This is a genomic window from Streptomyces sp. NPDC005303 (assembly GCF_040607335.1).
Classification (GTDB): domain Bacteria; phylum Actinomycetota; class Actinomycetes; order Streptomycetales; family Streptomycetaceae; genus Streptomyces.
The window spans coordinates 193,153-204,383 of the sequence record NZ_JBEXGM010000011.1; the positions used below are offsets into that span (position 1 = coordinate 193,153).

At 70.2% G+C, this 11,231-nt stretch carries 15 protein-coding genes and 2 pseudogenes; 7 read left to right on the top strand and 10 right to left on the bottom strand.

Features of this window, described 5'->3' with window-relative positions; all coding sequences use genetic code 11:
* Position 1 precedes the first annotated feature (1 nt).
* The 4 genes from ABZT93_RS18765 to ABZT93_RS18780 all read left to right on the top strand — a co-directional run bounded on the left by ABZT93_RS18765 (position 2) and on the right by ABZT93_RS18780 (position 3,820).
* Positions 2-613, top strand: coding sequence for a GNAT family N-acetyltransferase (locus ABZT93_RS18765; RefSeq protein WP_356105724.1), 612 nt, complete (start codon positions 2-4; stop codon positions 611-613).
* Positions 603-1,070, top strand: a complete 468-nt coding sequence (locus tag ABZT93_RS18770) for a cupin domain-containing protein (RefSeq protein ID WP_356105726.1) — start codon at positions 603-605, stop codon at positions 1,068-1,070. Before ABZT93_RS18765 ends, ABZT93_RS18770 begins: the two co-directional genes overlap by 11 nt.
* Positions 1,067-1,819: an SDR family NAD(P)-dependent oxidoreductase gene (locus ABZT93_RS18775; protein ID WP_356105728.1), complete on the top strand. Its 753-nt coding sequence runs from the start codon at positions 1,067-1,069 to the stop codon at positions 1,817-1,819. Before ABZT93_RS18770 ends, ABZT93_RS18775 begins: the two co-directional genes overlap by 4 nt.
* 123 nt (positions 1,820-1,942) lie before the next feature.
* Positions 1,943-3,820, top strand: coding sequence for a copper resistance protein CopC (locus ABZT93_RS18780; protein ID WP_356105730.1), 1,878 nt, complete (start codon positions 1,943-1,945; stop codon positions 3,818-3,820).
* Here ABZT93_RS18780 and ABZT93_RS18785 read toward each other — a convergent pair.
* Entirely contained in the window at positions 3,786-4,628 is an 843-nt protein-coding gene (locus ABZT93_RS18785; protein WP_356105731.1) for a DUF72 domain-containing protein, read from the bottom strand. The two genes, ABZT93_RS18780 and ABZT93_RS18785, sit on opposite strands and share 35 nt — an antisense overlap.
* A gap of 31 nt (positions 4,629-4,659) precedes the next feature.
* Between ABZT93_RS18785 and ABZT93_RS18790 the strand changes: the two genes are divergently transcribed.
* On the top strand, positions 4,660-5,439 hold the full coding sequence (locus ABZT93_RS18790; RefSeq protein WP_356105733.1) for an SDR family oxidoreductase: 780 nt from the start codon (positions 4,660-4,662) through the stop codon (positions 5,437-5,439).
* Between the two features lie 133 nt (positions 5,440-5,572).
* Here ABZT93_RS18790 and ABZT93_RS18795 read toward each other — a convergent pair whose 3' ends face one another.
* Positions 5,573-5,968: a hypothetical protein gene (locus tag ABZT93_RS18795; RefSeq protein ID WP_356105735.1), complete on the bottom strand. Its 396-nt coding sequence runs from the start codon at positions 5,966-5,968 to the stop codon at positions 5,573-5,575.
* 379 nt (positions 5,969-6,347) lie between these two features.
* On the opposite strand from ABZT93_RS18795, the gene ABZT93_RS18800 reads away from it, so the two are divergent.
* Positions 6,348-6,677, top strand: a complete 330-nt coding sequence (locus ABZT93_RS18800) for a hypothetical protein (RefSeq protein ID WP_356105737.1) — start codon at positions 6,348-6,350, stop codon at positions 6,675-6,677.
* A 337-nt stretch (positions 6,678-7,014) separates the two neighbouring features.
* Here the strand turns inward: ABZT93_RS18800 and ABZT93_RS18805 are convergent, their stop codons facing one another.
* The 7 genes and pseudogenes from ABZT93_RS18805 to ABZT93_RS18835 all read right to left on the bottom strand — a co-directional run bounded on the left by ABZT93_RS18805 (position 7,015) and on the right by ABZT93_RS18835 (position 9,775).
* The gene (locus ABZT93_RS18805) at positions 7,015-7,506 is read right to left on the bottom strand and encodes a hypothetical protein (RefSeq protein WP_356105739.1); all 492 of its coding nucleotides are present in this window, start codon (positions 7,504-7,506) and stop codon (positions 7,015-7,017) included.
* Between the two features lie 9 nt (positions 7,507-7,515).
* Positions 7,516-7,913: pseudogene (locus tag ABZT93_RS18810) on the bottom strand (hypothetical protein).
* Positions 7,913-8,074, bottom strand: a pseudogene (locus ABZT93_RS18815) (ATP-binding protein); the annotation flags it as partial. The pseudogenes ABZT93_RS18815 and ABZT93_RS18810, both read right to left, overlap by 1 nt.
* Entirely contained in the window at positions 8,008-8,241 is a 234-nt protein-coding gene (locus ABZT93_RS18820; protein ID WP_356105766.1) for a hypothetical protein, read from the bottom strand. The gene ABZT93_RS18820 and the pseudogene ABZT93_RS18815, both read right to left, overlap by 67 nt.
* Positions 8,242-8,262: 21 nt before the next feature.
* Positions 8,263-8,442 (bottom strand): hypothetical protein, encoded by a 180-nt coding sequence (locus tag ABZT93_RS18825; protein WP_356105740.1) that lies wholly within the window; start codon positions 8,440-8,442, stop codon positions 8,263-8,265.
* Between the two features lie 192 nt (positions 8,443-8,634).
* Positions 8,635-9,375 (bottom strand): MIP/aquaporin family protein, encoded by a 741-nt coding sequence (locus ABZT93_RS18830; protein ID WP_356105762.1) that lies wholly within the window; start codon positions 9,373-9,375, stop codon positions 8,635-8,637.
* Between the two features lie 85 nt (positions 9,376-9,460).
* Positions 9,461-9,775, bottom strand: a complete 315-nt coding sequence (locus ABZT93_RS18835) for a metalloregulator ArsR/SmtB family transcription factor (protein ID WP_356105742.1) — start codon at positions 9,773-9,775, stop codon at positions 9,461-9,463.
* Positions 9,776-9,905: 130 nt separating this feature from the next.
* On the opposite strand from ABZT93_RS18835, the gene ABZT93_RS18840 reads away from it, so the two are divergent.
* Positions 9,906-10,316 (top strand): arsenate reductase ArsC, encoded by a 411-nt coding sequence (locus tag ABZT93_RS18840; protein ID WP_356105744.1) that lies wholly within the window; start codon positions 9,906-9,908, stop codon positions 10,314-10,316.
* A 69-nt stretch (positions 10,317-10,385) separates the two neighbouring features.
* Here ABZT93_RS18840 and ABZT93_RS18845 read toward each other — a convergent pair whose 3' ends face one another.
* Entirely contained in the window at positions 10,386-10,922 is a 537-nt protein-coding gene (locus tag ABZT93_RS18845; RefSeq protein ID WP_356105746.1) for a hypothetical protein, read from the bottom strand.
* Between the last annotated feature and the right edge of the window lie 309 nt (positions 10,923-11,231).

Sequence of the window (11,231 nt, forward strand, 5' to 3'; positions counted from 1 at the left end):
GATGTCCGACACCCCCACCCGTGAAGCGGTCCACACCAAGACAGTGGACGGCTTCGGCACCGTCCGCGTCCTGCGACTCGACCCCCACGCCGACGCCGCCACCGTGCATGCCTGGGTCCGCGAGGAACGCGCCGCGTTCTGGGGCATGAACGGCCTCACCCAGCAGCAAGTGGCCGAGATCTACGCCCACTTGGACACCCTCGACACCCACCACGCCTATCTGCTGGAGAAGGACGGCGAACCGGCCGGGCTGCTGCAGACCTATGAGCCGGAGGCCGACCGCGTCAGCGAGTGCTACCCCGTCGAACCCGGCGACATCGGCATCCACCTGCTGCTCCCACCCCCCGGCCCGCACGGCGGCCGTCCCGGCTGGTCGTCGGCACTGCTGTCCGCCGTGGCCTCGTACGTGCTCCTGGGCCTGGACAAGCGGCGGGTCGTGGTCGACCCCGACGTGCGCAACGAGAAGGCCATCGCCCGCTTCCTGAAGCAGGGCTTCGTCGCCGGAGAGGCGGTCGTGCTGCCGGAGATCGACGTGCCCGGCGTGTATCTGCCCGAGAAGCACGCCCAACTCGCCTTCCTGGCAAGGGAGGTAGCCTTCCCGGGTGACGCCTGACGACCTCGTCGCCCACTACGGCCTGATACCGATCCCCCGCGAGGGCGGACTGTTCCGGCAGACCTGGGCGGGCGAGGAGCGCGCCGACGGAAGACCGCACGGCACGGCGATCGTCGCCCTCCTGACCTCGGACGACTACTCCGCCCTGCACCGCCTGCCCAGCGACGAGATCTGGCACCACTACCTCGGCGACCCGCTGGAGATCCTGCTCCTGGCCCCGGACGGCACCACGGCCACCGCCGTCCTGGGCCCGGACATACGCGCCGGCCAGCACCCCCAGCTGACCGTGCCCGCGAGCACCTGGATGGGGGCCACGACCCGCGGCGCGTGGACCTTCTTCGGCTGCACGATGGCCCCCGGCTTCACCTTCGAGGACTACGAGCACGGCGACGTGGCCGAGCTGACGGCGCGTTACCCCTCCGAGGCCGCCCGGATCGCGCGACTGTGCCGTCCATGAGACTCCTGGAGGGACAGGTCGCCCTGGTCACGGGCGCGGGCGGCGGCATCGGGCGGGGGATCGCGCTGCGGTTCGCCGAGCAGGGCGCGGCGGTCGCCCTCCATTGCCGTACGGCGGTGGCGGCGGCCCGTGAAGTGGCGTCCCGCATCCAGGACTCGGGCGCCCGGGCCGTCGTACTGGAAGCGGATCTGCGGGACGAGGAAGCGTGCCGACGGCTGGTCCGGGAGGCCTCCGCGTGGGGCGGGGGACTGACCGCCCTGGTCAACAACGCGGGCGTGCAGCCCACACGGCCGCTGCCCGGGATGACGGCCGCGCAGTGGCGGGCCGTCGTGGACACCAACCTCACCAGCGTCTTCGCCTGTACGCAGGCCGCGGCCGAGGTCATGCGCCCGGGCGGGTCCGTGACCCACATCGCGTCCGTCGAGGCGCATCACCCCGCGCCCGAGCACGCCCACTACTCAGCCTCGAAGGCCGCGATCGTGACGCACGCCCGGTCGGCGGCCCTGGAGTACGGTCCGCACGGCATCCGGGTGAACACCGTCTCGCCCGGGCTGATCGACCGTGAGGGGCTGGCGGAGGCCTGGCCGGAGGGGGTGGAACGGTGGGAGCGGAAGGCGCCCCTGGGCAGGCTCGGGCGGCCCGAGGACGTGGCCGACGCGTGCGTGTTCCTCGCCTCCCCGCTCGCGTCCTGGGTCACCGGGCACGATCTGGTGGTGGACGGCGGGATCTCCGCCCGCCCGACCTGGTGAGCGCGCGGACGTTCGCGTGCGTACCTATCGGGAAGACCGCGAGCCCAGGTACGGAGTAGTGACGTGAGGTGTGAGCGTGCAGGCAGCAGCGCAGGCCGGCGAGGGCGAGGACTTCAAGGGCTGGTGCTGCTGGGCACCGTGCTGGTCCTGCTCCTCTTCGGTGGCGCGGGAGCGGCGTCGGCCCACGCGGCCCTCCGCTCCACCGACCCCGGGGACGGAACCGTCCTCAAGTCCGCCCCCCGTGACATCACCCTGACCTTCACCGAGTCCGTCGGCCTGCTCGACGACTCCTTCCGGGTGCTCGATCCCGACGGCAAGCGCCTGAACGTCTCCGACGCCGGACACGGGCCGGGCGGCTCGGACACGGCCCGTGTCACCCTGCCCGCCAAGCTCGCCCAGGGCACGTACACGGTGGCCTGGCGGGTGGTCTCCGCCGACAGCCACCCGGTCTCCGGCGCCTTCACCTTCTCCGTCGGCAAGCCCTCCCCGGCCACCGTGATCCCGGACACCGGTCCGACCGAGGACCCGGCCACGGAGAGCCTCTTCAACATGGGCCGCTACCTGGCCTATCTCGCCGTCGCCCTGCTCATCGGCACGGCCGTCTTCCTCACCGCCTGCCGCCCCCCGGAGCCGTTCCGCCTGAGCCGGCTCCTGTGGGCGGGCTGGGGCACCCTGCTCGGCTCGACCCTGTTCCTGCTGGTGCTGCGGGCGCCGTACGAGTCGGGAGCGGGCCCGACCTCCGCGTTCTCACTGAAGGCCTTCGAACGCACCCTGAGCACCCGCCCCGGCGAGGCCCTCCTGGTCCGCCTGGCGCTGCTGCTGGTCGCCTGCTTCTTCGTCGTACGACTGCTGCGGCTCGGCGAGGAGAGGTTGTCCCGCGCGTGGCAGGCGGCGGGCGGTGTGCTCGCCGTGGGTCTCGCGCTGACCTGGGCCGCCGCCGAGCACGCGTCCGCCGGCATCCAGGTGCCGGTGGCGATGACGTCCGCGGTGCTGCACGTCCTGGCGATGGCCGTCTGGCTGGGCGGTCTCGCGGCCCTGCTCACCATGCTGCACCGGGCCCCGTCGCAGCTCCCGGCCGCCGTGCTCGCCCGTTTCTCCCGGCTGGCCTTCGCCTCCGTGACCGTCCTCGTCGCGACCGGCGTCTACCAGTCCTGGCGCGGCCTCGGCTCCTGGGAGGCCGTCACCGGCACGACGTACGGGCATCTGCTCGTCCTCAAGCTGCTCGCGGTCACGCTGCTGCTGGCGGCGGCCAGGCTCTCGCGGCGGTGGACGGGACGGCTGGTGACGGTCGCGGCCGGGGCGGAGGCGGTGACGGTCGCGGCCGGGGCGGCGGCGGAGGCGGAGGCGGTCGTTCGGGAGGGGACGGCGGAGGCGGTCGTTCGGGAGAGGGTGCTGGAGGCGGCCGTACGGGAGAAGGGGCCCGAGACGGTCGTACGGGAGAGGGTGCCGGAGCGGGTGGGCGGACCGCCGTCGGCTCCGGGACCGGCGCCCGTCGCCCCCGGTCCGGCCGCACCGGCCTACCGGCACGGTCTGCGCCGTTCCGTCCTCGCCGAGGTGGCCGTCGGGGTCGTGGTCCTGGTGCTGAGCACCGTGCTGAGCGGCACGCTGCCCGGGCGGGCGCAGACCGAGGCGGACGAGGCGGGCCCGGCCACGGGCGGACTGCCCGCCGCGTCCGTGACCGATGTCCCCTTCGCGGTGGGCGGCGCCACGGGCAAGGTGCAGATCACCCTGGACCCGGGCCGCACCGGTGACAACTCGGTCCAGGCCATCGTCTACGCGGCCGACGGAGGCCTCGCCACGGTCCCCGAACTCCGGCTGTCCTTCACCCTCCCGGCCAAGAAGATCGGCCCGATCGACGCCGGACTGAAGAACAGGGGCGGCTACTGGGGCACGAACGACCTCACCCTGCCCCTCGCGGGTGACTGGCGGATGAAGGCGACCATCAGGGTCTCCGACGTCGACCAGATCAGCGTGACGAAGACGGTGAGGATCGTGGGCTGAGCAGCTCCGCCATGGTCTCGGCGGCGTGCACGGCGGCCGCTCCGCAGCAGTTGTTGAACAGCACGTGGAGCTCGTCGGCCTCCTCGGCCGCCGCGTGCAACCGCGGTACCCACTCGGCGAGTTCGGCGCGCGCGTAGTCGTACCGGAAACGGTCCTCCTTGCTGCCGCGCCCCCAGGAGGCACTGCGCCCGTGGAAGCGCACGACGGACAGCCTGGGCGCGGTGACGGGGGTGACCGGCGGCAGGGAGGCGGGCAGCCGCTGCGCCATGTCCACACCGACGGCCGCGAAGTCGTACTTGCCGAGCAGGGCGCGGGTGAGGTCCTGCTGTTCCTCCTCCCACCAGGACGGATGCCGGAACTCCACGTGGACGGGCCACCCGGCGGTGCGTTCCGCGGTCTCCTCGAGAGACCGCTCCGCCCGCGCCCCCGGCCGCAGCCACGGCGGGAACTGGAACAGCACCCCACCGAGCCGCCCGGCCTCCCGCAACGGCTCGATGCCGGCGGCGAACCGCGCCCACACCTCCTCCAACGGCACGTCCGCGAGGGCGGGCTGCTTCACCGGATGCCCGGTGAGCGGCGCGTACGCCTTCACGTCGAACACGAACCCGGCGGGCGTGCGCTCCACCCACAGACGGCTGTTGCGCTCGCTGGGCAGCGCGTAGAAGGTGCCGTCCACCTCCACCACCGGGAACCGCTCGGCGTAGTACCGCAACCGGCCCTCGGCGTCCCGCCGCCCCGGCGGGTACCAGCCGCTGCGGACGAGCGCGGGATCGGTCCAGGAGCAGGTGCCGACGAGAATGCGGGTCATGGCGGACCGGGTACCGACTTAGGGTTCGGCCATGACTTCCCAGGCGTATCTCTCCGAACTCTTCTCCCTGGACGGCCGCGTGGCACTGGTGACCGGCGGGAGCTCGGGCATCGGCCGGGCGATCGCGGGGGCGTTGGCACGGGCGGGGGCGAGCGTGGTGATCGTGGCCCGGAGGGAGCCGGAACTGGCCGCCGTGGCAGACGAGTTGACGTCCGACGGCTGCCGGGCCGCCTGGGTGAGCGGCGACCTGAGTACCAGGGAGGGAGTCCGTACCGCGGCGGAGGCGGCCGCCGCCCCGTTCGGTGAACCGGACATCCTGGTCAACTCCGCCGGGATCAACCTGCGTCCACCGATGACCGAGCTCACCGACTACGTGTGGGACACCACCATGGCGGTCAACCTGGAGGCCCCCTACCTCCTGGGCCAGCGCTTCGGCCCCGGCATGGCCGAGCGCGGCTTCGGCCGGATCATCCACATCACGTCCCAGCAGGCCCACCGCGCCTTCGTGCAGAGCGGCGCCTACGGCGTCTCCAAGGGGGGCCTGGAGTCCCTGGCCCGCTCCCAGGCCGAGGCATGGTCACCGCACGGCGTCACCTGCAACACCCTCGTCCCCGGCTTCGTCATGACCCCCCTCAACTCCCGCCTCGCCACCGACCCGCTCCAGGTCGCGTCCCTGGCCGCCCGCACCATGACCGGCCGCAACGGCCTCCCCGACGACTTCGCGGGCGCCGCGGTCTTCCTGGCGAGCGGGGCCTCGGCCTACGTCACGGGGCAGTCGATCTTTGTGGACGGGGGGTTGTCGGTGCACTGAGGGTGCGGGGGTGGGGGGGGGACTCCGCCTACCCAGATGCTGAGGACGCTTCTTCAGGACGCTTCTTCAGGACGCTTCTTCCGTCAAGACCAGGGCGTCCGAGCGGTGAACGTTCGACACCTCGCCCCGAGGCTCACGCGTACCCGCGAAGTGCCTTGTGGGCGCCGTAGGCCTCGATGAAGCCCTGGATCGCCTCCAGGTCGTTGGCGAAGCCGGCGGACCGCCACTTCGCCTTGTTGCCGTCGACGTAGCGCAGGTCGACCCACGTGGAGACGGCGGCCGACGAATTGGAGCTGGCCACGCGCAGCCTCATACCGACCAGAGTCTGGAAGACGACGATCGTCGGCGGCTTGCGTTCACTGATGTACTCGACGGCGACCTCCGGCGTGATCACCAGCAGCGGGTCCGGATCGTCCGACGTCCCGTGGAAGATGCCTGACAGCTTGCCCCGCCTCTTGGCGAACACACGCCAGTCCGCCGGCACGGGGCCCCAGCGCGCCTGCTGCAGGATCGACAGCGGATCCGTCATGGCACCTCCGTAGGACCGGGAAGTCCGTCCAGAAGATTCTCCGCTCAGGGACGGACACCCGCCACCAGAGCCGGGCACCTCCGCGAGCGGCCCCCGCCGCGAACGGTGGGGCCCTTCGACCTCGTGCCCGGTGAGGCACTGGCGGAGGATACGAGATGCGAACTCGTGAGGGGTTGCCCCCAACATGCTTTCCAACTGCGGTGGTGGCCTTGGCTTCCTCGGACGGGGTCGTTCACCTGCGTTCATTGGAGGCCGGTCGTGGGAGCGGCTACCACCCTTGGACTCGCCTGAACGGTCGTGAACGGCGCTGAATGAGACGGAAAATGAGACGGACGGTGGGGCCGGGCTCGCCAGCATCGTCGCTGTTGAAGGGGGAGCCATGGCACTGCTCCGCAAGGGATCACGACGGATCGTCGTCGACGGCACGGCCTACCGCTGGCGGCTGCGAGGCAGGCCGACGTATTTCCAGGGACTGGCCTGGACGCCGTGCACTTTCGCGGTCGAACATGCGGACACCCCGGGCATGATGCTGGTGGTCACTACCAACCAGCCGCATCCGAGTAACTGGTTCGGCCGCGAGGCCACGCCCGTACTGCCGTCCGGCGTTGCCCAGGCCATTCAACTTGCTCTCCGAGAGGGGTGGACTCCGACAGCTCCAGGCTCTCCGTTCCGCCTGGACCAATCCGCCGGCTTCACGCCCTCACCCTGAACGGCGCAGGGGGGGCGGGCGGCTTGGGGTCTGCGCCTCAGCCGACGACAGTCAGCCACCACGACGGTGGGCGCTGCGACCGATCACGCCCGCGTGTGCCTCGCTACCCCCGCCGGCCTCAGCCAGGCTGTCGGGGTGTGTTCGTCGACGGGGGCAAGTTGCGGTTCGCTGGTCGAGGTAGTGGCGGCATGTGAGCGGGGCGATGTGGATGAAGCTCGGGACTCCGCCGGCCTTCTTCTGGCGGACCTGGATGCTCTGTTGGCGCGGTACGAGGCTGCGTTGGACGAACACGAGATTCAGCGGCCGTATTGAACTGTTGGGCCATCAGCTTGGGTAGCTAAGGTGATCTGGGGCTGTCTGTTGGGCCGGCCTGCTGCGGAAGGTCACCGTCGCTTCGTGGCCGTGCTGTCGCAACCCCTGTGTTCCCCGTGGCTCCCCGCACAACCTGGTGTCTGTCGGGCGTGGCATCGGCTAGGAACTCGTCCAGGAGCTCGAAGAACATCTCCATGGCGGGCCTGTCGGACCGCTCTGCTTCACGTTCGATCTCTGTGGCCCAGCCGAGGGAGGAAGGGCGGCCCTGGCGCTGGCATAGCCACTCGGAGAAGTGGCTCTGGCCGCCTGGGGTCCAGAAGTCGAACGGCTCTGCGATGTCGTGGATGCCTAGCGCAAGGCGGTAGCCGGTGAGCATGGAGTTCAGGTGCTGCAAGGAGTTGCTGTGGACCCACATGCCCGGACGGAGTCGTACTTCCTCCAGGAAGTCGTACACATCGGTGAGAGCTTCGAGGTGCCTGGGCCTGCGTCTCGTCTCGGATACGTCTGAGTCGGCCATGCGTGCACTCTATTGAGAAGCAGCGTCTGTTGAAGGCCCTGCATGGGGCTTGAACTGGTGGGCGCAGGCTGGGACGTCGAGGCCTTGGCGGTGTGCGAGGGGTAGAAAGAGTGCCGGTCGGATCGTCCAGGTGATGCGAGTGCGGGCCTGGGTGAGCGTCACCGTGCAGGGCTCGGCGCGTAGGAGTGCTTTCCTCGCCGTGATGCGGCCGTCGTACAGCCATTCCCACGCTTCCTGGGAGGCGTCGGGATCCAGTGCGGGTGAGATCGTGCGGAGTGCGACTGCTACCCACTGTCGGCCTGCGGTGCCGAGTATGCGTCGAAGGAAGCCCGGAGGACCGGCCACCTCTGCTCGGTGAGGTCTTCGGTCCAGCACTCGCACCAGTAGCCCCGCTGCGGCTTGTCCATCAGCACCGGTGCCCTCCCGCTGGCGGGCCCGTGAACAACTCCGCGGTGACGGTGTGGCCACCGTCGCTCTCGTGGACTACGACTCGGTGAGCGATCACGCTGACCATGCCCAAGCCTCGGCCGTGTTCGGCGTCCTGGTCCTGGCCCTCGACCTTCGGGGCCAGTGCCGACGCCTCCATCGCACTCCGATCCAGTCGTAGGCGTTGCCGTCGACGGTCAGCGTGCGCTCGCGGCCGTTGGCCATGTCGGCGGCCAGCGTGCGCAGCTGGCGCACGGTGCCCTTTGCCTGGCGTACAGCCTTGGTCGCCACCTTCTGGATCCGGGCCACCTCGCTGCCCGCGTCCTTGGGCTAAATCGTGCGTGCCTTGACCTGGATCACCGCACCGCGTCCGCCGGCCAGCAGCAGCCGGTCGCCGAGTTCGCGCCGCCCGGAGCCCTTGCTGGCGCAGGCGGACTGGAACACGACGTCGGACAGCCCCCAGGTGGCGGCGGTGTGGGCCGCCGCCTCGGCACCCGGGCCGTGCTCCACGCCGGACGGCAGGGCAGCGCCGGACGTATGCGCCGCACGTACTGCCCGTTTGCGGTTTCCACGATGAGCGTGAACGCGTCGGGGTCGCCGTCCTGGATGAACCGCCACAACGAGGGAGAAGCCTGATCAGTCACGTCCCCTATTGGACGCACCGCACGGCCACCAACGCCCGCCCGTTTCTGGCGGTACGTGTCACTCGGCAGTGTCCCGCCCGGACTGGAAGATGAGCGCCACCAGCGTCAGCCCGACTACTCCGCCAATCAGCTGCATACCGATGAAGCCCGCCAGGGAGCCGGGGGCGATGCCCGCGAAGGTGTCCGTGAAAGTGCGGCCGATGGTCACCGCCGGGTTGGCGAAGGACGTCGAGGAGGTGAACCAGTACGCGGCTCCGATGTAGGAGGCGATCGCCACCGGCGCGAAACGCAGCTGATCGGCGCGGGCCAAACCGAAGATCAGCAGGATCAGACCGGCCGTCGCAACCACCTCGCCCAGCAGTAGATGTCCTGCCGACCGGTCGTGGGTAGACCACTCCACCAGCGGCTTGCCGAACATCGCGTCCGCCAGCACCGCGCCCGCGATCGCGCCCACGATTTGTGCGGGGACGTAGACTGCGGCCTCGCGGAGGGTCACCCCCGCACCGCCGCGCCGACCCGTCCACCACTCAGCGAGCGTGACCACAGGATTGAAGTGCGCGCCGGAGACCGGGCCGAGCAGAAGGATCAGGACGCCGAGGCCGAAGACGGTGGCAGTGGAGTTGGCCAGGAGCTGGAGGCCGACATCCTTCGTCAGCTCGGTGGCCTGGATGCCGGAGCCGACCACCACGGCGACGAGCGCCGCGGTGCCGACCAGTTCGGCGGCCGCCTTGGCGAGCAGGCGAGCGGTCTGGGGTGGGGTGGCACGCGGGGCGGGCTGAGGCTCATCGGCCGGTGCAATGGAAGGCTGCCCGGTTCCGTCGTGCTCGGTGGCCTCGGTGGCGGTCAAGTGGACTCCTCGGTGCGGGTCGCCGGCAGGCGGGGGATCAGGGGCAGGACCGCTTGACGTTGTTCTCGGTGGTGGCGCGCGCGGTCTCCGCGAGGTCGGCGAACTGGCCGGCGAGCGAGGCGATGACGTCGGGCTTGAGTCGGTAGTAGGTGAACCGGCCGCACGGCTCCGTCTCCACTACACCCGCCTCGCGCAGCACCTTCAGATGGTTGGAGAGGTTGGTCTGCTTCGCCCTCGTCTCCTCGATCAGGTGCGTAGTGCAGAGCGTCTCCTTGGCCAGCAAGGTGACGATCTGGAGGCGGAGCGGGTCGGAGAGAACCCGCATCAGATCAGTGTCGACTGACGTCAGCATGGGCTGATACTTTCACATCACTCCAGGCTGATACGAGCTTGAGCTGATCTCACCGAACGCCGGCCTCCTGCCGAGAGCTGGAACCCGACTCCCGCACGACCCTCTTGAACCACTCCCGAAGGAAGAACCGATGTCCTCCAGCCCGCTCGCCTCCGTCCTGTTCGTCTGCGTCCACAACGCCGGGCGTTCGCAGATGGCCGCCGGATTCCTCAACCACCTCGCGGGCGACCGGATCGAGGTCCGCTCCGCCGGCTCCATCCCAGGCGACCAGGTCAACCCGTCCGCGGTCGAGACCATGAAGGAGGTCGGCATCGACATCGCCGATCAGAGGCCCAAGATCCTCACCACCGAGGCCGTCCAGGCGTCCGACTACGTCATCACCATGGGCTGCGGCGACGCCTGCCCGATCTTCCCCGGCAAGAAGTACCTCGACTGGGGCCTGGAGGACCCGGCCGGCAAGGGCGTGGAGGCCGTCCGCCCGATCCGCGACGAGATCAAGTCCCGCATCGAGGCGCTGATCGCCGAGATCGACGCCAAGTAGGGGGCGTGACCTCGGCGGTCGACAACGGCAGCTGATGGGGGTCGGCTGACCTGATGGGCGGGACGACGGTTACCGGCCGCCAGCGGCTTTGATGAGCTGGCCAAGGCGCTTCAGACCATCGGGGCTGATGCCCTGGGCGGCCACGGCGCCGATGACCACGTCATGGTCCAGCAAGCCGGCAGAGCGGAGGTCGCCGAGTACTCGCGCTGCCTGCTGACGGTCGAAGGGCGGCCCGTAGCCGTTGTTGCCGTAGAACTGCAGGCTTTCCAGCGCCGACGTGAGCCGCTCGTCTACCTCCTCGACCTCGTCCTCCGGGTGAGTGAGATCGATGGCCTGCACCTGCGCGGCCCATCCGCGCAGAGGGAACAGATTGGCGCCCTCGACTGCCGCAAGCGAAGAGCCGCGTGCTGGTCCAGTGGCGAACTCCAGCGTCTTCGCATCCGGTACGTAGGCCAGCACAGGGCCGACACCACTCCCCACACGCTGCCTGCCTGATCGATCGGCAAACCGGCGCAGTGTCGGGATCGACTGCTCCGCGCCGAAGGCATTGAGCACGAGCACCGCGGTCGCACCCTGCTCGGCAGCCTCGCGCTCCACCCGACGCACGGCGAGCTCCGCGCCGACCCCCAGTCCCGCTCGGGATCGTCATCCGGCACCCACGCTGCCCGCAGAATGCTCATCGCCGCCCCCTCACCTGCTCCGTCGTGCCAGAAACGCTCCGCAGTTCCAACCTAACGACGACCACTGACATCGAGGTGGGCTGCCGAGCACTGCGAGACGGTCTGCGCGTGTCTGCTGGTCCCTGTTCGCCGAGGTCCACTCGGGCCCGATCACAGCAACTGCAACCAGAAACGTCGAAGGGCCCCACCGCGAACGGTGGGGCCCATCGAAAAAGTTGCCGCTGAGGCCCAGGCG

Excerpts from the sequence above, each read along its gene's own strand:
- ABZT93_RS18800 (WP_356105737.1), top strand. The coding sequence starts at position 6,348 with ATGGCACTGCTCCGCAAGGGATCACGACGGATCGTCGTCGACGGCACG.
- ABZT93_RS18790 (WP_356105733.1), top strand. The coding sequence starts at position 4,660 with ATGACTTCCCAGGCGTATCTCTCCGAACTCTTCTCCCTGGACGGCCGC.
- ABZT93_RS18785 (WP_356105731.1), bottom strand. The coding sequence starts at position 4,628 with ATGACCCGCATTCTCGTCGGCACCTGCTCCTGGACCGATCCCGCGCTC.
- ABZT93_RS18835 (WP_356105742.1), bottom strand. The coding sequence starts at position 9,775 with ATGCTGACGTCAGTCGACACTGATCTGATGCGGGTTCTCTCCGACCCG.
- ABZT93_RS18765 (WP_356105724.1), top strand. The coding sequence starts at position 2 with ATGTCCGACACCCCCACCCGTGAAGCGGTCCACACCAAGACAGTGGAC.
- ABZT93_RS18775 (WP_356105728.1), top strand. The coding sequence starts at position 1,067 with ATGAGACTCCTGGAGGGACAGGTCGCCCTGGTCACGGGCGCGGGCGGC.
- ABZT93_RS18795 (WP_356105735.1), bottom strand. The coding sequence starts at position 5,968 with ATGACGGATCCGCTGTCGATCCTGCAGCAGGCGCGCTGGGGCCCCGTG.
- ABZT93_RS18805 (WP_356105739.1), bottom strand. The coding sequence starts at position 7,506 with ATGGCCGACTCAGACGTATCCGAGACGAGACGCAGGCCCAGGCACCTC.
- ABZT93_RS18840 (WP_356105744.1), top strand. The coding sequence starts at position 9,906 with ATGTCCTCCAGCCCGCTCGCCTCCGTCCTGTTCGTCTGCGTCCACAAC.